At 66.6% G+C, this 20,757-nt stretch carries 15 protein-coding genes; 7 read left to right on the plus strand and 8 right to left on the minus strand.

Annotated elements, in window-relative coordinates; genetic code table 11:
• The first annotated feature begins 20 nt into the window (after window positions 1-20).
• From aceB to FDN03_RS09150, 3 genes are read left to right on the plus strand one after another with little or no spacing between them, the layout of a single operon-like run.
• Entirely contained in the window at window positions 21-1,646 is a 1,626-nt protein-coding gene (aceB, locus tag FDN03_RS09140) for a malate synthase A (protein WP_138176208.1), read from the plus strand.
• Window positions 1,646-2,899 (plus strand): aldolase/citrate lyase family protein, encoded by a 1,254-nt coding sequence (locus FDN03_RS09145; RefSeq protein ID WP_138176210.1) that lies wholly within the window; start codon window positions 1,646-1,648, stop codon window positions 2,897-2,899. The genes aceB and FDN03_RS09145 overlap by 1 nt, the downstream gene beginning before the upstream one ends.
• Before the next feature lie 10 nt (window positions 2,900-2,909).
• Window positions 2,910-3,743, plus strand: coding sequence for a bifunctional allantoicase/(S)-ureidoglycine aminohydrolase (locus tag FDN03_RS09150; protein WP_138176212.1), 834 nt, complete (start codon window positions 2,910-2,912; stop codon window positions 3,741-3,743).
• Between the two features lie 641 nt (window positions 3,744-4,384).
• Here the strand turns inward: FDN03_RS09150 and FDN03_RS09155 are convergent.
• Entirely contained in the window at window positions 4,385-4,792 is a 408-nt protein-coding gene (locus FDN03_RS09155) for a hypothetical protein (RefSeq protein ID WP_212743892.1), read from the minus strand.
• 376 nt (window positions 4,793-5,168) lie between these two features.
• On the opposite strand from FDN03_RS09155, the gene FDN03_RS09160 reads away from it, so the two are divergent.
• Window positions 5,169-7,052 carry a plasmid pRiA4b ORF-3 family protein gene (locus FDN03_RS09160; protein WP_138176214.1) on the plus strand — a complete coding sequence of 628 codons (1,884 nt, stop codon included), beginning with the start codon at window positions 5,169-5,171 and terminating at the stop codon, window positions 7,050-7,052.
• 41 nt (window positions 7,053-7,093) lie between these two features.
• Here FDN03_RS09160 and FDN03_RS09165 read toward each other — a convergent pair whose 3' ends face one another.
• The 3 genes from FDN03_RS09165 to FDN03_RS09175 all read right to left on the minus strand — a co-directional run bounded on the left by FDN03_RS09165 (window position 7,094) and on the right by FDN03_RS09175 (window position 10,423).
• Complete coding sequence (locus FDN03_RS09165) at window positions 7,094-7,750, minus strand: class I SAM-dependent methyltransferase (RefSeq protein ID WP_138176216.1); 657 nt, start codon at window positions 7,748-7,750, stop codon at window positions 7,094-7,096.
• Between the two features lie 152 nt (window positions 7,751-7,902).
• Window positions 7,903-9,234 (minus strand): MFS transporter, encoded by a 1,332-nt coding sequence (locus FDN03_RS09170; RefSeq protein WP_138176389.1) that lies wholly within the window; start codon window positions 9,232-9,234, stop codon window positions 7,903-7,905.
• A gap of 439 nt (window positions 9,235-9,673) precedes the next feature.
• Window positions 9,674-10,423, minus strand: coding sequence for an EAL domain-containing protein (locus tag FDN03_RS09175; protein WP_171021191.1), 750 nt, complete (start codon window positions 10,421-10,423; stop codon window positions 9,674-9,676).
• 251 nt (window positions 10,424-10,674) lie between these two features.
• Between FDN03_RS09175 and FDN03_RS09180 the strand changes: the two genes are divergently transcribed.
• The 3 genes from FDN03_RS09180 to FDN03_RS09190 all read left to right on the plus strand — a co-directional run bounded on the left by FDN03_RS09180 (window position 10,675) and on the right by FDN03_RS09190 (window position 13,458).
• A complete protein-coding gene (locus FDN03_RS09180; protein ID WP_138176220.1) occupies window positions 10,675-11,097 on the plus strand; it encodes a hypothetical protein in 423 nt (140 codons plus the stop codon).
• Window positions 11,094-11,603, plus strand: a complete 510-nt coding sequence (locus FDN03_RS09185; protein WP_138176222.1) for a GGDEF domain-containing protein — start codon at window positions 11,094-11,096, stop codon at window positions 11,601-11,603. Before FDN03_RS09180 ends, FDN03_RS09185 begins: the two co-directional genes overlap by 4 nt.
• 241 nt (window positions 11,604-11,844) lie before the next feature.
• On the plus strand, window positions 11,845-13,458 hold the full coding sequence (locus tag FDN03_RS09190; RefSeq protein ID WP_138176224.1) for an AMP-binding protein: 1,614 nt from the start codon (window positions 11,845-11,847) through the stop codon (window positions 13,456-13,458).
• A 30-nt stretch (window positions 13,459-13,488) separates the two neighbouring features.
• Here the strand turns inward: FDN03_RS09190 and FDN03_RS09195 are convergent, their stop codons facing one another.
• The 4 genes from FDN03_RS09195 to FDN03_RS09210 all read right to left on the minus strand — a co-directional run bounded on the left by FDN03_RS09195 (window position 13,489) and on the right by FDN03_RS09210 (window position 20,712).
• Window positions 13,489-14,991: a SulP family inorganic anion transporter gene (locus FDN03_RS09195; RefSeq protein ID WP_138176226.1), complete on the minus strand. Its 1,503-nt coding sequence runs from the start codon at window positions 14,989-14,991 to the stop codon at window positions 13,489-13,491.
• 339 nt (window positions 14,992-15,330) lie between these two features.
• Complete coding sequence (locus tag FDN03_RS16935) at window positions 15,331-17,628, minus strand: LuxR C-terminal-related transcriptional regulator (protein WP_171021192.1); 2,298 nt, start codon at window positions 17,626-17,628, stop codon at window positions 15,331-15,333.
• A 277-nt stretch (window positions 17,629-17,905) separates the two neighbouring features.
• Window positions 17,906-19,414 carry an NAD-dependent succinate-semialdehyde dehydrogenase gene (locus tag FDN03_RS09205; protein WP_138176230.1) on the minus strand — a complete coding sequence of 503 codons (1,509 nt, stop codon included), beginning with the start codon at window positions 19,412-19,414 and terminating at the stop codon, window positions 17,906-17,908.
• Window positions 19,411-20,712 (minus strand): aminotransferase class III-fold pyridoxal phosphate-dependent enzyme, encoded by a 1,302-nt coding sequence (locus tag FDN03_RS09210; RefSeq protein WP_138176232.1) that lies wholly within the window; start codon window positions 20,710-20,712, stop codon window positions 19,411-19,413. Before FDN03_RS09210 ends, FDN03_RS09205 begins: the two co-directional genes overlap by 4 nt.
• Between the last annotated feature and the right edge of the window lie 45 nt (window positions 20,713-20,757).

Raw genomic sequence — 20,757 nt, forward strand, 5'->3', positions numbered from 1 at the left:
ACAGAGGTATGAGGAGCACCATGACCATCTCCATTTCACGCATCCCGAACGTGCCCGCGGCCCAGGACATCCTGTCCGATGAGGCGCTGGCCTTCATCGAGAAGCTGCACGAGCGTTTCGCCGGCACCCGCGACGAGCTGGTCGCCGCCCGTGACGAGCGCCGCGCCGAGTACTCGGCCGCCAAGCGCATCGACTTCGACCCAGAAACCGAGCACGTGCGCAACGGCGACTGGAAGGTCGCCGAGGCCCCCGAGGCGCTGCGCGACCGCCGCGTGGAAATCACCGGCCCGGCCTCTCCGGCGAAGATGGCCATCAACGCGCTGAACTCCGGCGCCAAGGTGTGGCTGGCCGACCTGGAGGACGCCTCCACCCCCAGCTGGGACAATGTCATCGACGCGATCGCGAACCTGAGCGCCGCCGCCCGCGGTGAGCTCAGCTTCTCCCAGCCGGACGGCAAGACCTACTCGCTGCGCACCGACGCGCCGCTGGCCGTCGTGGTGGTCCGCCCCCGCGGCTGGCACCTGAATGAGAACAACGTGCAGGTCAACGGCAAGCCGGCCGTGGGCGCGCTGGTCGACTTCGGGCTGCACTTCTTCCACAACGCCCAGGTGCTGGCCGAATCCGGGCAGGGTCCGTTCTACTACCTGCCGAAGATGGAGCACTACCTGGAGGTGCGCCTGTGGAATGAGATCTTCACCTTCGCGCAGCAGGAGCTGGGCATCGAGCACGGCACCGTGCGCGCGACCATGCTGATCGAGACCATCCCGGCCGCCTTCCAGATGGACGAGTTCCTCTATGAGCTGCGCGACCATGTCTCGGGCCTGAACGCCGGACGCTGGGACTACCTGTTCTCCATCATCAAGACCTTCCGCGAGGCCGGCGCCGACTTCATCATGCCCGACCGCGCGGACGTGGCGATGACCGCCCCGATGATGCGCGCCTACACCGAGCTGCTGGTCAAGACCTGCCACAAGCGCGGGGCCTTCGCCATGGGCGGCATGGCCGCCTTCATCCCGAACCGCCGCGAACCGGAGGTCACCGAGGCCGCCTTCGCCAAGGTGCGCGACGACAAGACCCGTGAGGCCACCGACGGCTTCGACGGCTCCTGGGTGGCCCACCCGGACCTGGTGCCGATCTGCCGCGAGGTGTTCGACTCGGTGCTGGGCGAGAAGCCGAACCAGATCGACAAACAGCGTCCGGAGGTGGAAGTCACCGCCGAGCAGCTGCTGGACGTGGCCAGCGCCCCGGGCAAGGTCACCGAGGCGGGCGTGCGCGCCAACCTGTACGTGGCCGTGGCCTACACCGCCGTGTGGCTCTCGGGCAACGGCGCGGTGGCGATCCACAACCTGATGGAGGACGCGGCCACCGCGGAGATCTCCCGTTCGCAGATCTGGCAGCAGATCCGCAACGAGGTGGTCGCCGAGGACACCGGCAACACCATTACCGCCGAAATGGTCTCCACCCTGCTGGCCGAGGAAGTTGAGCGGCTGCGTGGTGAAGTGAACGACGAAGAGCGTTTCGCCGCCTACTACCAGCCGGCAGCGGAGCTGATCGGCAAGCTGGTCAGCGGCCGGGACGAGGACTTCGTTGACTTCCTGACCCTGCCGGCCTACGAACTACTGGAAAAGGAATACGTGAGCAAGTAATGAACACAGTCTTCGATCAGGCGACCCTCGCCGCCGTGGAGGGCCAGCTGGCCGCCACCGACCAGCTGCTGGCCACCAGCTATGCCGGGGACACCGGCGCCCGCCAGCCGGTGCACACCGTGTACGTCCCGGCCGACCGCTACACCGCCGAACTGCCGGCCCGCTGGGGCGCGAACGCCCTGGCCGCCGTCGGCGGTGCCGAGGGCCTGGCCGAGCTGGCCGGGAACCTGGGGCTGCGCGAAGGGCAGAAGCTCGGTGCCCTGGTGGCCGCGAAGCTGCGCGGGGAGCCGATCGAAGACCTGCGTCTGGATTTTGAGGACGGCTTCGGCCATCGCACCGACGCCGAGGAGGACGCGGCCGCAGCGGCCGCCGCCGACGCGGTCGCCGGTGCGGTGGCCGCCGGCACCGCACCGGCGTTCATCGGGATCCGCTTCAAGTGCTTTGAGGCCGAGACCCGGGCCCGGGCGGTGCGCACCCTGGATGTGTTCATCTCCCAGCTGGCCAGCCACGGCCCGCTGCCGCAGGGGCTGCGCCTGACCCTGCCGAAGGTCACCACCGTGGCCCAGGTCGAGGCCATGGTGTTCCTGGCCGAGAAGCTGGAGGCCGCCCACCGCCTGGAGGCCGGTTCGCTGCGCTTCGAGGTGCAGGTGGAGACCCCGCAGGTGATCATCGCCGCGGACGGCACCCACCCGGTGGCCCAGCTGATCCACGCCGGCAAGGGGCGGGTCTGCTCGCTGCACTACGGCACCTACGACTACTCGGCCTCGCTCGGGGTGGCCGCCGCCTACCAGTCCATGGAGCACCCGGTGGCGGACTTCGCCAAGGACGTGCTGCAGGTTGTGGTGGCCGGCACCGGGGTGGAGCTCTCCGACGGCTCGACCAACATCCTGCCCGCCGGGGACCCGGAAAACGTGGCCGCCGCCTGGGCGCTGCACGCCCGCCTGGTGCGCCGCCACCTGGAACGAGGCATCTACCAGGGCTGGGACCTGCACGAGAACCAGCTGGTCACCCGCTACCTGGCAACCTTCTCCTTCTTCCGGGAGAACCTTGAAGCGGCAGCCACCCGGCTGCGCAACTACGTCCACAAGATCGAATCGGCGATCATGGATGAGCCGGCGACCGCCCGTGCGCTGGCCCGCTACATCCACCGCGGCCTGGCCTGCGGTGCGGTGGAGGAAGAGGAAGTGGCCGCACTGGCCCAGATTTCCGTTGCCGAACTTGAAGCCCTAGCCCTGAACCGTTCCCATGCCTGAGGAGAAGACCATGACAGCCCAAGCCGGCGCGAAGACCCCCTACTACACGACCTACGGCGGCCACCCGCCGCAGACCGATCTGCTCACTGACCGTGCCGTGGTCACCGAGGCGTACACCGTGATCCCGCGCGGGGTGCTGCGCGACATCGTCACCAGCGTCTTCCCCGAGTGGACCAACACCCGCGCCTGGGTGCTGAACCGTCCGGTGGCCGGTGGGCCGACCACCTTCGCCCAGTCGATCGTTGAGGTCGGTCCGGGCGGCGGCGCCGAGAAGCCCGAGCCGCAGGCCGAGGTTTCCGGGTTTGTGTTCGTGGTGGCCGGGGAACTGAGCCTGAGCATCGAGGGCGAGAACCACGTGCTGGCCGAGGGCGGCTTCGCCTACCTGCCGGCCGGTGCTCAGTGGTCGGCGAAGAACAACGCCGCCGAGGTCGCCACCTTCCACTGGATCCGCAAGCGCTACGAGCCGCTGGCCGGGGTGGCCGCCCCGGGCCCGGTGGTCGGCAACGAGCAGGACATCGAGGCCGGCGCCATGCCCGACACCGACGGCAAGTGGCGCACCACCCGGATGCTGGACCCGAACGACGTGGCCTTCGACTTCGGGGTGAACATCGTGACCTTCGAACCGGGCGCCTCGATCCCGTTCGCCGAAACCCACGTGATGGAGCACGGCCTGTACGTCCTGGAGGGCAAGGCCGTCTACCGCCTGAACGACGACTGGGTGGAGGTCGAGGCCGGGGACTACATGGCACTGCGCGCCTTCTGCCCGCAGGCCTGCTACGCCGGCGGACCGTCGAACTTCCGCTACCTGCTCTACAAGGACCAGAACCGCCAGATCATGCTGTAGGCGCTGCCTGCAGTACTCCTAGACCGGGCCGGAGCCGCGCCCTGGTTCACGTCGTACCTCCCAGCTTGTCCAACCTCTTTGTTCCAGTGATGTTTCGCAGGGACAGGCCGGGCGGGAACATCGTGACCGGGTGTGGTTCCGGTTCTCCTTTTAACGCGACGCGTGTTTGACCTGCTGCGAGGTTCAACACTTGCAGGCGGTTCGCTGGCGCGGCTGAAAAATGGACAGGAAAAAGCCGCTGAGTCAAGGTGTGAAAGGTCATGCGCCCTCGTGCGGCGCAACGCCGTCTGGGTGGTCCGCCGGGTGCTACAGTCATAATGTCTGGTCGTCCAAGGCGACCGGATAAGGGTCTCGTGCATTCACCCCCCGGTAGGTGTGCGGTGATCCGGTGGAGTGGTAACACCGTCCAGATGGATCTGGGGTTATCATTCCCACTAAGTTCCTTCCTACCGGGAAACCCTGCACTTCTGACCGCGGAGCCGTATGATCGCCCCGCGGTTTTTTGCTGTCGTTCTTCAATTTTCTCGGCTGGCCCGGCCGGCAGCGTACCGTTCAACTTCTCACCGCTGCCGCGGCAGACCCGCTTTGTGTGGTCCGCCGCGGCAGCGTTCCCCGTCGTGCTGGGGACGGCGCACAATGCGTCAGGGCTTGAGTGAGCTTTCCCCCTCGCTGGCGGGGATGGCCCCTGCTGCGGCGGCATCAAAGACCGGAACCAGGTGCGCCACCGCGCTGTGCGGGGTGTAGCGGCTGCGAAAGGTGATGCTTTCGCTTTTGGCCGCGGCCTCGAAGAGCTTGCAGACATCGGTTTCCGGGCGGCACGGCGGCACGTCCTTCAACGCGGCTGAAGGTGTTGAGACGTAGAGGAAGCGAAGCTCCTCGGTGCTGGGATCCACGGTGGCAATCAGTGCAGGGCCCTGCTGGATGGCAACCAGACCCATCACGTCGTCCAGCGGCTCATGCGGCTTGGCCATGATGATGGGCATGCCGTGGACCCAGCCGTGGGACTCCAGGTATGCGCGGGTTTCGCGCGCTCCGATAAATTCAGCCACGCGTTCTGCAATGTGCGATTTCACGAATCGCTCCGCCATGCTTCAACCTCCAAAAGGGCACGACAAATACCGGTATTGATTTCCCCGGTAGTCGCGCTGCGGTTGGCCCTGTCTGGTTGGGCGGACCTAGATGCGAGTGATGCGACGCAAATCAGGAAAGCCCAGCGGCAACAGCAATGCTTGCATCGGACTCTAGCTTTCACACGCATGCAAACGCGAGGACTCTCAGGTAATTCCCAGTAAAGAGTAGGGCGGGGCACGAGCCCTCAATCGCAGCAGGGGCAGGCAATAGTGGCACAGCCTTCCGGGTCCGAAGGTGGGTAGGAAGTAGCCTGAATACAAGACAATTTCGAAGCGGAAGCAGGGGAAGCGCGCGGTGGGACAGAAAAAGAAGAAGAAAGTCCGCAAGCAGGGCCACCCGGCGCGTCAGGAACACCGGGGCAAGCCGGCGAATAGCGCCATTATGGAGCGTCAGGTTGATAGCCTCGCCGCCGATTACGTCGCCTGGTTTGAAAGCGCCTACGACGATCCGGAGATGGGTGAACTGGCGTTGCCCAGCTTCGAACTCGTCAGATACTCCCTGGGCGTCTACGCCGAGACGACCGGGGCACTGTCGGCCACTGAGCTGCGGGTTGAGCAGCTGATCGAGGTGCTGGCGGCGATCGTCGCCTTCGCCGAGGACCAAGCCCAGGACGATCTTTCGATGCAGCAGGGGCAGATGCTGTTGCGTTCCTGGCAGGACTACGCGCTCTTCCTGGACGAGACCGGGCGCTGGGCCGGTACCGAGCAGCAGCTGCAGCGGCTGCTCGAGTTCGCTGAAGGCGAGGACGATTCACGCTTCGCGGACATGGAGGACGAGGGCCTGTTCGAGCACATGCGCTCGGTCATCACCGGCGAATTGCGTCAGGCGCCCCTGCTGGCCATTGGCCGTCGCCTCTCCAGCTGGCTGGGGACTGGTCGGCCGGTTCAGGAGAACGGGGAGCTGACCCCCGAGGCGTTCGCGGAGGCGCAGCGGCAGATGGCGGACCTGATGCCCGATTCCCGGACTTTTGACGTCCCGGCCCAGCTTCTGCGGATCTACCGCTCACTGCTGGTTTCGGGCGTGTGCGACCTGCGCCGGCATGATGTGCTTGCCGGGGAAGCCGCCGAGGATTTCGCGCAGGAGATTGACTCGGAAGCTGGCTTCGCCGCGGTGTTCAACTTTGTCCAGGCCTACGTGGAAGATCTGCTGGAACTGGCACCCGCGGCGAATTCGGAGATGACCGGCGCGTGGGAACTGTGCACGGGGTGGATCTTTGAGGGACTGGACGGTGCAGCACTGCCGGTTGGGCAAGACACCGACCCGACGGTCCGCCAGGAGCAACGGGACCTGGCCGTGGGGATGCTGGAGGAACTGGCATGGCTGGGTCTGATCGCCAAGGACGAGGGCTACCACAGCACGGTGAGCCTGTCGCTGATGGTTGAAAGCTTCATTGACTCCAGCGTCGAGGAGGATCCCTTTGACGACTCGCCCGAGACCAGCCCGGTGCCCGCAGGCCGACAGGACGGTCGAGAGCAGGAGAACGTCACCGAACTGGAGGCCATACCGGGCACGGGCGCGGAAACGGCCGGGAAAGAGACACCCGGCACCGAGCTGGCCGAGGTCTTAGCCCTGCCCGGGGCCCGCAAGCCTGACACGGATCAGCCGCAGCAGCCTGCCGACGGCACCGTGCTACAGCTGAAGGTCACCCTGCGTTCGGCCAAGCCGCCGATCTGGCGCCGTGTTCTGGTGCGGCCCGAAACCCGGTTGGACGAGCTGCATGCGATCATCCAGCGCAGTTTCGCATGGGATGACAGCCACCTGCACAGTTTCTCCCACGGGGGCCGCAATGGTGCGTCCTATGCGCCCAAACCCGGGGGCATGGACGAGGACATCGACGAGACCACGGTGACGGTCGGCGAACTGCTGAGCGAGCCGAAGGACAAGCTGGACTACATCTACGATTTCGGGGACAACTGGGAACACGTCATCGAACTGGAAAAGGTTCTGGATGATGACGGCGGCACCGTGCCGCGCTGCACCGGTGGGCGGCGGATGGCCCCGGCCGAGGACTCCGGCGGGGTATGGGGCTGGGAGAACATCCAGGCGGCCGTCGAGGACCGGAAGCATCCGGAGCATGACGAGTACCGCCAGTGGCTGGGCCTGGGCGAGGGCGAGGCGCTGGATGTCGCGCACTTCGACAAGGACGAGGTCAACCAGCGCCTCTCCCGGCTGCGTTAGGCACCAGCCGGTTCCCTAGGCCGGCAAGGAGGGCATGGCGGCTAGCTCCGGCGGGCCACCACCAGCACGTCATCAATGGTGGCGTGCTGCCCTTCGGGTCCCGTGACCTCGCGCTGCACCAGCTCCGCGCGCAGCACCTCCCAGCCAGCGGTTGGCATGCCCAGCGCGCGCAGCTCGTCATCGACCGTGGGCATGGTCGGATGGTGGGCATGCCCCTGGCCCTTGGCCCCAGGTCCGGCCCAGGAGGGGTGGCTGCCGTGGGAGAGCACCACGATGCGTCCGCCAACGGCGACGCGTTCGGTGGCCCTGCGCTGGATTTCAGCGCGCTGGAAGTCAAAGGGTGCCTGGAAGAAACTGAAGGTTACCAGGTCAAACTCCCGGTGATCATCCCATTCGGCCAGATCCACGGCGATGAATTCGGTGGATTCGGACATCCCGTGTTCCGCGGCTGCCTCACGCGCGCGGGCGACGGCGGTTTCGGAGATATCAACTCCGGTGACCTGCCAGCCCCGCGCCGCCAGCCAGAGCGCGTCCCCGCCCTCACCGCAGCCCAGGTCCAACGCGCTGCCCGGTGCCAGGTCCTTCAGCGCGGCGGCCAAGGTGGAGTTCACGTTGCCGGACCAGATCCGCTCGGATCGTCCATAGTGGCTTTCCCAAAAGTCCTTGCCAACGAGTTCTTCCCCGGAATGCTGCGTCATCTTGTCCTCCACTGAACCTGCTTGCCAGAGCCGGGCTGTTGCCCGGTTGCCCCTCAACATTAGGCAATTCTGCTGCCGACCGTGACCGGTTTTGCGGCAGCGGCAAAAAGCGCGCCTGCAGCTACCACTCAGCGTGGCAACAGCCCGGGACACTAGTCGGCCACCGCTTGGTTGGTCTCCGGCTCATTCTGCTTCTGGGCGGCAAAGATCTTGGACAGCTTCCGGTACTGGCCGCTGCCCAGAGCCAGCAAGGCGACGAGCACCATCACCAACCCGGCCACCAGGAACACCAGGGCGATGCCGCGGGCCTGCCCGGCTCCCAGCAGCCAGCCCAGGGCCGCTTCACCCTGCTCCGATTTCATGAACGGGATGATCAGATATTCGGCCAGCGGGGCAATCAGGAAAGCCGTGATGGGGGCCGCTGCCGCCTCGAGCATCTGGGCGAAGCCGAACACCCGGCCCTGCCGGCGGAATGGGACCACTTTCTGGATTACCGTTTGCTCGGAGGCTTCCGCTGCCGGGATCAGCATCATGTACAGCCAGATGCCCAGCACGTAGAGCCAGGTCCATTCCCGGATCGTGAACACGGCACCCAGCAGCCCCATCATTGCCACGGCCAGCAGCAGCGTGCGAATGGGGTTTCGGCCCAGCCCGAACTTCGCCACCAACAACCCGCCAACGATGAAGCCGGTGGAGGCCAGCCCGAACACGATGCCCCACATTTCAACGGACATGATGGTCAGCCCGTAGGGGTCCATCAACGCCATGTAGACCCCGCCAACGAAGTTGTTGAACATCGAGAAGATGATCAGCGACAACAGTCCGGGGATCGCCAGCACGGTGGTGAACCCCATCTTCAGGTCAATCGCCCGGTTCCGTCCCGGCTCCCGCTCGGGGGCCCGTTCCGGGATGGGGATCAGCACCAGGTGCAACATGCTCACCGCCACCAGCGCAATCGACAGCGAGAGTGTCCAGCCCATCCCCAGCAGCCCGATGGACAGCCCGGAAAAGACGCTGGTGATGATGAAGGCGATGCCCTGCACGGTACCGACCAGACCGTTGGCGTTCGCGTGGCGTTCGACCGGGACCAGCAGCGTAACCGTGGTGGACAATGCGATGGAGCGCATCTGCTCGACAATGGAACCGAGCAGGATCACTCCGCAAAAGAGCCAGAACTCCCATCCGCCGATGTACAGGATCCGCTCGGTGGGAAGCCACAGGTAGAGCAGGCCGGCCAGGCAGAACGCCACCGCCGTGAAGACGGCGGAGAAGACGAACACCGTCTTCTTGCGGTGGTTGTCAACGATCGTGCCAAAGACCATGGAGAACACGGCAATCAGCAGCATGAATGCGCCGCCAATGAACCCGGTGGCCATGACGTTGCGGGTTTCCAGGTAGACCCAGAACACCAGCGCAAACCACAGGTAGCTGGTCGTCAGGTTCGCCACCGCCGTGTTCACCAGGATGTGCCCAAAGGAACGCATCGCGAGTTCCGGTTCCCGGAGCACCTGGGGATCCGGTGGTGGGGTACTGGTGGGTGGGGATGGCTCGGACATTTCCGACCTTCGGCTACTGGGGCGGCGCGAAAAAGCGTACTGAAAACAATACGGACTCAACCCCCGGTTGTCACCGTTTTCGGCGGTGGGGATTTGCCAAATTTTTCCTCTGGCCGCACTACCGATGATCCGTTTGCTGGCTCCCAGGTGTCGTGCTGGCGGATTGGGCCTCCCAGAAGAACGTGGCCACCGGCAAGCACGTGGAGCGCCGGCCGGGCAGTAATGGGAATGCAGTACTATTGCCGCGCTCGCCGTCCCCGGGACGCGGGGACTGTTGCTGCCCGAAAGCACCTTGCATTCGCGCTGGCGTTCGGTGCCGGCCGCGTTTGTTGGCAGCCTCGCGGCGAGCTACCCGGTGCTGGGACTGCTAAGGATACTGTCGGTGATCCGGTTCTCGCGCTCCAAGAGTGCGAACGCCGGTCAGGGGTGCCGGAATACCAATCCCGAGGCGCCGGTCCAGATCCTGCAGCATCACCCCGATCTCCTCGCCCGGCCGCCCGGGGCTGAAGTGGAACCCCTGGGCATAGTCGAACCCCAGTCGCTCCACCAGCTGCAGCTGCCCGATGGTTTCCACGCCCTCGGCCAGCGTCTTGGCCCCGATCGAATTGGCAGCCTGCAACAGCGAATCAACCAGCGTTCGGATCCGCAGGTCCTGCTCATAGCCGGTGATCATGGTGCGGTCCAGCTTCACGATGTCCGGGTGCAGCTGCACAATCCGCTCCCGGGTGGCGTGGGCGACTCCAGCGTCATCAATGAGCAGCAGGCAGCCCATGGCGTCGGCTAGCTGCCGGGCCCGGGCGCATACTGCCGGGTCGCTTTGCTCATTAAGTTCCAGACCCCACACCAGCCGGGGGTCGAGCCGTAGACTGGAGCCGGCGAAGGATTCGATCGTCGACCCCGAGGCGTTCAGGGTCACCAGCACGCCGGTGGGCAGCAGGGCGCTGGCCTCCAGGATGCCCTGGATGGCGCGCAGCTCCAACTCGACCAGCCGACCCTCATCCCGGGCGGCCTGGAAGTGCTGTGCGGGGCCAAGCCCGTCGGCGAAGCGGGTCAGGGCTTCGAAACCCAGCAGGGAAGAGGAGCCTACGTCGATGAGCGGTTGGAAAACGAATTTCAAGGGATACCTTTGAGCGCGGAATGACGATAGGCGAAGGGTTGGTCGGCGGGAAGTGATGACGGTGTCTGCAGGGCGCGGGGCCGGGGCCCGAAGCAGATTTTACAGTGCCCCAGAAAGCGAAACCACGACGTGGGTCGCTCTGCGGCGTTTTCCCAGTTTCTGCCCCCGGGGCGGGGCGCATGCCGGCTGACCGGCGGGAGCACGCTCCCATTGCGTGGTGGCAGAACGTTGTGCCCGCGCCGTTTCGCACCTTGACCCAGATGCACGTCATGGTCACCGCGCTGGTGGCCCTGTTCATGCTGGTCTTTTATCTCATTGCGCTTTTTCTTCCGGTGCACAGCCCGGTGCTGCAGGGTTTCAACATCCTGTATTGCCTGGGCTGCGCCGCCATCCTGGGCGCGATCTACCGCGCCGGGGACAAGCTGGCGTCCTGGATCATGTACGTGGGTGCGCTGGCCGAGGTCGCCGCGTTCATCTACTTTGTGGCGTTCACCCGACACCACGAACAGGTGGTCTTCCGCCTGCAGCAGTTCCCGCTGCTGGTGCTCTACCTTTCGTTGATTTTCCCGCCCTGGCTGGCGCGGTGCACGATCTACCCGGCGCTGCTATTCACCATTCCCACGGTGTGCTCACCGGCCCGGCTGCTGGCACCGAACACAGCCAGGGGATCTTGAACATCGCTGCCCTGATGTTCTTCACCGTTCTGGGCACCGGCGTGGGCTCGTTTGTGCGGGACCGGTTCCGCGAGCAGACCGAGGTTGATGAGCTCACCGGGGCACTGAATCGGCGGGCACTGACCGTTTACGGGGAGCAGGCGATGCTGCGTTCGCGCAAGCGCGGAGAGCCCTTGAGCGTGGCGGTGGTCGACCTGGATGGATTCAAGACCATCGATGACACCCAGGGCCACGGGGCGGGGGACAGGATCCTGCAGGAGCTGGTCCGGCACTGGCAGGATGCGGCGCGCAGAACGGATCTGATCTTCCGGCTTGGCGGCGATGAATTCGTGCTGCTCTTCCCGGACACCACCGCACCACAGGCGCAGGGGCTGATGCGTCGGATGCAGGAGACCTCCCGGGCGGCATGGTCCTTCGGGGTGGCGCAGGCCGGGCCGGAGGACAACCTGGGAACCCTCGTGCTGTGGGCGGACCGGTCCATGTACGAGGCCAAGCGTCCCGGCTGATGCCCGACCCGGCGGGGAATCTCGGTTAGTTGGCTTGAACCGGGTGTGCGGCTATTGTAAGGATTGTGACCCGCGACACGTCAGGGATAATCCGAACCCCGGTGCTCTCGGCGCGGAACCCAGTCATCACGCCACCTGAGAAGCATGGAGAAAACATGAACCAGCAGGCACGGGCGCGCACGCCGCAAACAGCGAATTCCGCCGCCATGGTGCAGGAGCTTCGAGTCGGGGGAGTCGGGGCATGAAATCCTATGCGAAGGGTGAGACAGAGCCAGCGCTGCTGCAGGACACCATCGGCGGATCACTGCAGGACACGGTGGCCCGCTACTCCCAGCGCGAGGCGCTGGTGGAGGTGGCTTCGGGCCGGCGCTGGACCTGGTCGGAACTGGACCGGGATGTAAACCTGCTGGCCCGCGGACTGCTGGCCGCCGGCATCAACAAGGGGGACCGCCTGGGCATCTGGGCGCCGAATTGCGCCGAATGGACACTGGTGCAGTACGCCACCGCCAAGCTCGGGGTCATCCTGGTCAACGTGAATCCCGCTTACCGCACCCACGAGTACGCCTACGCGGTGAACCACAGCGGGATGCGCATGCTCGTGGCGGTCTCCGAGTTCAAGAGCAGCAACTACCGGGAGATGATCGAGCGATCCATGGTGGACACGTCCGACCTGGAGCGGGTGATCTACCTGGATACCGATGACTGGGCGCAACTGCTGGAGGCGGGCGGACAGATCCCGCAGGCCGAGGTGGACCGCCATCTGGCCGGCACCACCCCGGAGGAGCCGATCAACATCCAGTACACCTCGGGCACCACCGGCTACCCCAAGGGCGCGACCCTCAGCCACCGCAACATCCTGAACAACGGGTACTTCGTCACCGAGATGATCCGCCTCGGCCCCGAGGACCGGCTATGCATCCCGGTTCCCTTCTACCACTGCTTCGGAATGGTGATGGGCAACCTGGGGTGCACCACGCATGGCACCACCATGGTCATCCCCGCCCCCAGCTTCGAACCCGAAGCCACCCTGCGCGCCATCGCGCAGGAGCGGTGCACCGGAGTCTACGGGGTGCCCACCATGTTCATCGCCATGCAGAACCACCCCAGCTTTGGCGACTACGACCTGGGCACCCTGCGCACCGGGATCATGGCCGGTTCGGTCTGCCCGGTGGAGGTCATGCGCCGCAGCATCCAGGACATGCACATGGAGGGGATCTCCATCGCCTATGGGATGACCGAAACCAGCCCGGTCTCCTGCCAAACGCGCGACGATGACGATGTGGAGCGGCGCACCGCCACCATCGGCCGCGTGCACCCGCACCTGGAAATCAAGATCATCGACCCGGCCACCGGGCAGACCGTGCAGCGCGGTGAGCCCGGGGAGTACTGCACCCGCGGCTACTCGGTCATGCTCGGGTACTGGAACGATGAGGAAAAGACCCGCGAGGCCATCGACGAGGACGGCTGGATGCACACCGGGGACCTGGCGGTGATGCGCGAGGACGGCTACTGCACCATCGTTGGGCGTATCAAGGACATGATCATTCGCGGCGGGGAGAACATCTACCCCCGGGAAATCGAGGACTTCTACTTCCGCCACCCGGACATCGAGGACGTCTCGGTGATTGGGGTGCCCGATGAAAAATACGGGGAGGTGGTGTGCGCCTGCGTGCGGATGAAGGCCGGCCGCGCCCCGCTGGACCTGGGTGCCGTACGCGAGTTCGCCCGCGGCAGGCTCGCCCACTACAAGGTGCCCGAGCACCTGATGGTGCTGGAGGAGTTCCCCACCACCGTTACCGGCAAGATCCGCAAGAACCAGCTGCGCCAGGACGCGGCCGACACCTTGGACCTGTAGGCTCGCCGTGCGCGGCTGCGGGCCGAGGTCCTAGTCCCGCAGCTTGCCGCGCAGCCGCTCGCGCATGGCCCGGCTGGCCTCGTTGAGGCCGTGCACCTGAACCTGCTTTCCGTAGCTTTCATACTTGTCCGTCACCGAGTCCAGGGCCGCGATGGTCGAGGCGTCCCACAGGTGGGATCCTGACATGTCGATGATGATGCGTCCGGGATCCTGGGCGTAGTTGAACTGGGTGTACAGGTCATTGGAGGAGGCGAAGAACAGCTCGCCGTCCACCGTGTAGATCGCCACCTGTCCCTCGGTGTCCCCGGTGACGCTGCGCTTGACGGTGACGAAGTGGGCGACCCGGTTGGCGAAAAGCACCATCGCGGTGAGCACTCCCAGCCCCACGCCAATGGCCAGGTTGTTGGTCGCCACCGTGAACGCCACGGTCACCAGCATCACCGCGGTCTCGCTCTTGGGCATCGCCTTGAGCGTGGCCGGACGGATGCTGTGCCAGTTGAACGTGGTCAGGGACACGAAGATCATCACCGCCACCAGTGCCGCCATCGGGATCTGGGCCACCACGTCCCCGAACAGGACGGTGAGCAGCAGCATGAACACCCCGGCGAACATGGTCGAGATCCGGGTACGGCCCCCGGAGGCCTTCACCCCGATCATGGTCTGCCCGATCATCGCGCAGCCGCAGATCCCGCCGAAGAACCCTGTCACGATGTTCGCGGTGCCCTGTCCCCAGGATTCGCGGGTCTTGTTCGAGGGGGTGTCGGTGATGTCATCCACCAGCTTTGCGGTCAGCAGGGATTCAAGCAGCCCCACAAACGCCACCGCCAGGGCGTAGGGGAAGATGATCTTGAGCGTCTGCAGGTTCAGCGGCACGTCGGGGATGAGGAAGAACGGCAGCGACTCGGGCAGCTCGCCCTTGTCGCCCACCGTGGGCACGGTGATCCTGGCGAGGACGGTGATCGCGGTCAGCAGCACGATTGCCACCAGCGGGGCCGGGATGGCGGAGGTGAGCTTGGGGAAGAAGTAGACCACCGCCAGTCCCAACGCCACCAGCGGGTAGACGGCCCACGGCACGGCCTGCAGTTCCGGCATCTGGGAGAGGAAGATCAGGATGGCCAGCGCGTTGACGAAGCCGACCATCACCTGACGGGGAATGAAGCGCATCAGTTTCGCCACCCCTGCCACGGCCAACAGCACCTGGATCACCCCGGCCAGGATCACCGTGGCAAACAGGTACTCCACCCCATGGCTGCGCACCAGCGGTGCGACCACCAGGGCGACGGCTCCGGCGGCCGCCGAAATCATGGCCGGGCGTCCACCGGTGAACGCAATGACCACGGACATGGTGAAGGAGGCAAAGATGCCGATGCGCGGATCCACCCCGGCAATGATCGAGAAGGCGATTACCTCCGGAATCAGCGCCAGGGAGACCACCAGCCCGGCCAGCAGCTCGGTCTTCAGCAGGCGTGGGGAGCGCAGGGTTCGCCACACCGATTGGCGTTGCAGCGGGGTGAGCTCGGCCAGCGTTGACATGGGGTCTCCGATCGGGTCCGAAGGCGGGAAAGGCGTGGCGACGCCAAGGGAATCCTAGCGGCAGACGGTCCGCCCTGTGAAAAACATGTCATTATCCACAGCTCCTGTGGAAAATGGGTATAACTCTGTGCACAACACCGGGAGGAGATGTGCAGAACTTTGGTGCGCTTGGCGCAAAAGCGCGAGATCCCGCGGAAATCAGCGAAGCAGACGGGTCCGGGAAGACCGGGATTACGGGCATCAATCGCCGTGGGTTTAACAACGCCCGGAGTCAAAAAGGCCCACATTGTCCACAGTTCTGTGGATAACTTGTCGGCGAGGGACGCCCCGTGATCCCGGCTACAGCCCGGCCTTGCGCGCCCGGTCCAAGGCTGCGGCGGCATCGGTGGCCCCCAGCTTTTTGTACAGGCCGCGCAACTGGGTCTTGATGGTGTTGGGGGAACGGAACGTCACCTCGGCCATCTGCCGCCGGGACAACCCCGTGCGCAGCAGCTGCAGCAGCTCCAGTTCGCGTTCGGTCAGCACCGGGCGGGGCTGGAGCGCGGGCAGGGTGCGGCCAATGAGCTCCAGCCGGCGTGCTTGGGCCTCGTCCAGGGACAACAGCCGGGGGATTGCGCCCCACCCCGGGGCGGTGGCCAGCAGCGCCAACGGCAGCAGCGCAGCACCCTCGGCGCTCAGCTGCCTGACCCGTTCCAGGTCCTCGGCACCCGGTTCTTCCGGGTTGCGGGCCGCCAGTTCCAGCAGGCCGGCCAGCTGAGGCCACTGCTGGGACGGGGGCTTGTCCGCCGCCAGCTCCAAAAGTGCCAGCGCCTCATCGGGCCGGTTGGCACGCAGGCAGCCCAGCGCCCGGAATTCGGCGGCCGCCTTCGCACGGGGCGAACCGGCGCCGCAGCCGGAGGAGCGGGCCAGGGCAACCAGCTGGGACGCCACCGCCAACAGTTCCCGGCTCAGCAGGGCGCGGGCGTGGACCCGTTCGGCGTTCAACCGCTCCAGCAGGCTTGCTGCGCCGCCAGTTTGCTGGGTGAACACCAGGTGGAAACTTAGCAGCAGCGCGTGCACCGCCCAAAACTCGTCGCTGTCCGGCTCATCGGGCAGCTGGCGCAACTGGGACCGAAGCTCCGGAAGATCCACTTCCAGCATGGCCTGCCAGGCCCGAGCCAGGATGACACCGCGGGCCACCATCGGTTTGCCCCAACCCACCTGCTGCAGCTGCTCCGCGTGCAAGGACGCCCAGTGCCCGGCGGCCGCGAAATCGCCCTGCATCGCACACAGCAGGGCCAGCCGTCCGCTGGCGTCACAGATGTGGAAGGCCTTGCCGGATTCCAGGCCAGCGTTCAACGCGGCCTGGTAGGCCCACTTGGCCTCCACGTCCAGGCCCTGGAGCTGCAGGGAAATGCCGGCATGCAGTTCGCTGATGGAAATGAGTTTGCGGCTGGTGCGCCGGGCGTTGAAGGCGGCCCGGATCGCGCTGCGCAGCCGCAGTGCCGCCTCGGCCGAATGCTGGTACATGCCGGTCAGACGCAGGTAGGTGATCTGCAGGGTGCCAACGGACAACGCCCTGGCGGTGGGCCGCTGGTAGAGTCGGGCGGTTTGCATCTGCAGGCGCTGGGCGCTCTGGTCGCGTTCGGGGTCCGGAGCCACGGTGGGGAAGGGCAGCACCATCCGATCGGTGCCCACCGCCGCTACGATCCGCGCCCCCACCCACAGGTAGTGGGCCTGGTCGGTGAGCACCCCGGGCATCTTGGACAGCATGGAGCGCAGCGCTGCGGGGTTGCTGACGAACAAATCCACCCAGCGGTCCATCAACAGGGCGGACAGGGCGCCCCAGCGCCGGTTGCGCAGGGCGGTTTCGGCGGCCTTCTGCACGGACTGGGCCACCGCCACCGCCTCCAGCCCGGCCCGCTCCAGGCTCGTTGCCGCGGCGGGGGACATCAACCGCTGCTGCTCCATCAGGGCCCGGCGAATCAGGGAGGGCATCATCCAGCCGCCCTGGCCCTCGCCCTGCACCAGCCCGCTGTCCACCAGGTCCTCCAGGCCGACGTCACCCTGGGCAATATTGGTGAAAAAGACCTCCAGCACCGATTCCTCGATTTCGGGAAGGAACGCGGCCTGGCGCAGACCGACCGCGTACGGGTGGTGGCGCAGCCAGCGCAGCAGGGCGGCGTTGATCAGCTGGTAGGCCGCCGCCCGGGATTCCGGCTGGCCCGCCAGCGCCCGGCAGGCACCCAGCCAGCCGCCGGTTTGGTCGCGGATCGCCTCGGCCAGATGCGCCTCGCAATCCAGTGCCTGGGCCAGCTCGGCCGCGCTGAGCAGCAGGTCCCGGTGCCGGGCCACGCTGCAGTGGTAGCGGGCGGCCAGCAGCCAGGTGGAGCGCCCCACCGGCAGGAGCACCGCCAGACGTAGCTGGGGGTCGGCGTCCAGCCGTTCGGTCAGCTGCTGCAGTTGGTCAAAGATCCCGGAACTGGTTTCCGGGCTTCCGTCGGACAGGTCGTGGATCTCTCCGGGTGCACCATCCAGCCAGGACCTGGCGAACAGCCTGCGCCCGGTGCCCGGCGCCGCGGTGATGAACAGCAGCCGGGGGCCTGAGCCGTGGATCCGCTGGAAACGGTGGAACGCCGGATGGACTTCGGTGCGCACGGCCGCGCTTGTCGTACCACTGCTGTGCCGTTCTTCGCCCATACGCCCGCCTCCTGCCCACACCGTTGTAGCCCGGGTCCGGAAAGCCGGCGCCGGGTAGTTATCCGGGATCCGAATTTATTTATCATCCTACTGCGCTTTCTTGCGGATCGGACGTGGCGTTCGGCACGCTGACTGGGGGTTTCGCCCAGCCGCGGAACCGGGGTTCGTGCGGACGCGACGCGGCGCCGGTTCCGGCCAGGGGTTGGCCGAAACCGGCGCCGTCGTGGGCCGGGGTTTAGGTGTCGCGCCGGGCGATGTTGTAGAAGCGCACGGACTGGTACTCCTCCAGCCCCTCGGCCCCGCCCTCGCGGCCCAGGCCCGAATGCTTCACCCCGCCGAAGGGGGCCGCGGCGTTGGAGGGCACCCCCTGGTTGATGCCCACTATCCCGGTCTGCAGCCGGTCCGCGACATTCAGCGCCCGGTCCAGATCCTGGCTGAACACGTACCCGGCCAGTCCGTACTCGGTGTCATTGGCCAGGGTGAGGGCCTGCTGTTCGGTCTCAAAACGCTGGATCGCGGCAATCGGGCCGAAGATCTCCTGACGCGCCACCGCGCTGTCCCGGTCCACGGCGTCCAGCACGGTGGGCGCGAAGAAGGAGCCGGGCCCCGCATAGCCGTGGCCGCCGGTGCGCAGCTGCGCCCCGCGCTGCACCGCGTCGCGGGTGAACTCATGCATCTGCCGCACCGCGCGCTCATCGATCATGGCCCCCAGCTGCACTGCGGCGCCCAGTCCCGCACCGACGGTGACCTCATCAAAGCGGCGGGTGAGTTCGGCGGTGAACTCCTCGGCGATCCCGGACTGCACGTAGATGCGGTTGGCCCCAATGCATGACTGTCCGCCGTTGCGCAGCTTCGCGGCCAGCGTCCCCTCGATCGCCCGCTCCAGGTCCGCGTCGTCAAAGACCAGCAGCGGCGCGTTGCCGCCCAGCTCCATGGAGCTGCGCAGCACGTTGCGTGCCGCGAGCTCCAGCAGGGTGCGTCCCACCGGGGTGGAGCCGGTGAAGGAGACCTTGCGCACCCGCGGATCGGCGAGCACCGCCTGGCTGAAGGCGGCGGAGTCGGCGGTGGTGATCACCTCGATCAGCCCCTCGGGCACCCCGGCGCGCCGCGCCAGCTGCACCGCATAGTAGGTGGTCAGCGGCGTCGCGGTAGCGGGTTTGACGACCACCGGGCAGCCTGCGGCCAGCGCCGGGGCGATCTTGCGGGTGGCCATCGCCAGCGGGAAGTTCCACGGGGTGATCAGCACCGCCAGGCCCACCGGCGCCCTGCGGGTGAGCAGGTCCGCCCCGCCATCGGGGGTCGGGCGGTAGCCGCCGGCCGGGCGGACCGCCTCCTCGGCATACCAGCGCACGAAGTCGGCCCCGTACTTCACCTCCCCGCGGGCCTCGGTGAGGGTCTTGCCCATCTCCCGGCTGATCAGGTGCGCGATCTGCTCGGTGTTCTCCACCAGCAGCGCATGCCAGGCGTGCAGCACCTCGGCGCGCTGGCGGGCGCTGCGCGCCGCCCATTCGGCGCCGGCGGCATCGGCGCGGGCCACCGCCTCCAGCGCCTCATCCACGCTGCGGTCGGGGACCGCGGCGATCGGCTCGGCGGTGGCCGGGTCGTGCACCGTGATGCCCGCGGCACCCAGTTCCAGGGATTCGATGACCGCATCGGCCAGGGCCACCCGCCCGGCGTCGGCCGGGACCAGGGCCTGGGCGCTGCGTTCGGTGCCGGTGGCGGCCAGTTCCGTGGTTTCGCTCATTTGCCGCTCCGTCCGGTGACGGCCTGGCCGATGGCGTCGATCAGTGAGTGCAGTTCGGCATCGGTGATGATGAACGGCGGGCTGATCTGGATCGTGTTTCCGCGCAGCGGGCGGCCGATGAAGCCCAGCTCCACCAGGTCATCACAAACCTGTTCGGCGCTGAGCGAGGCGTCCAGGGTGACCCCGCCAAGCAGTCCGGCGCTGCGCACTTCGGTGACCGCTTCCACGCGGGCGGCCAGGTCCTCCAGCGCCTGGCGCAGCACTGACTCCAGCTCGGCCACGCGCGGCACCAGCTGTTCGCGCTCCAGGATCTCCAGGTGCTTCAGCGCGACCGCGCAGGCGGTGGCGTGCCCGGCGTAGGTGGCGCCGTGGCGGAAGATCGGGGTGTCAGGGGCGTCAACGTAGAACGGCTCCCATAATCGGGGGGCCACCATGACCCCGCCCAGCGGGGCGTAGCCGCTGGTCACGCCCTTGGCGAAGGTGATCATGTCCGGCTCCAGGCCGTAGTATTCGGCGGCGAACATGGTGCCCATGCGTCCGAAGCCGGTGATGACCTCATCAAGGATCAGCAGGATGTCGTTCTCCCGGCAGAGCCGGGCAATGGTTTCCAGGTAGCCGGGGGTCGGGGGATTGACCCCACCGGTGCCCTGTACCGCCTCGGTCACCAGGGCGGCGATGTTCTCCGCCCCGATGCGCTGGATGACTTCCTCAACCTGAGCCGGGTCGTTGAAGGAGATCCGCGCGGTTTCCGGGACCAGCGATTCACTGCCGTAGCCCTCGCGGTTGAACTCCAGTCCGGCGATCGAGGTGCCATAGGCGTGCAGGCCGTGATAGGCGAACTCGCGGGAGAGGATCACCTTCTTGGAGGTGCGTCCCTCGCGCTGCCAGTGGCGGCGGGCCAGCTTGCAGGCCACATCGATGGCGTCGGAACCGCCGGAGTTCAGGATGACCTTGGCACGTTCGATCGGGCTGATCGCGGCCAGCTTTTCACCCAGCTGCAGCGCCTTGTCATTCGAGTAGCGCGCGAAGATGTGGTAGGTCTCCAGCTGCAGCATCTGCTCGTAGGCGGCCTGAGCCAGTTCCGGGTGGCCGTGACCGACGTTCGCATGCCACAGCCCGGCGGTGCCGTCAAAAAGCTTCCGGCCGTCGGTGGTGTAGAGCCAGCAGCCCTCGCCGCGTTCAACGACCAGCTGTCGGCCCAGCACGCTGGGCGTATGCGCTTGCGCCGGCCACAGGGCCGGGCCGTCGATGAGGGAGGGGGTGGCAGGCGCCGAATGAGCCACGTCGTTGATGGTCATGCCGGATCGCTCCTTTCGAGAAGAACTGGGATGCGCGCCCGAGTC

Origin of the sequence: Glutamicibacter sp. V16R2B1 (genome assembly GCF_005774635.1) — a bacterium.
GTDB lineage: Bacteria > Actinomycetota > Actinomycetes > Actinomycetales > Micrococcaceae > Glutamicibacter > Glutamicibacter creatinolyticus.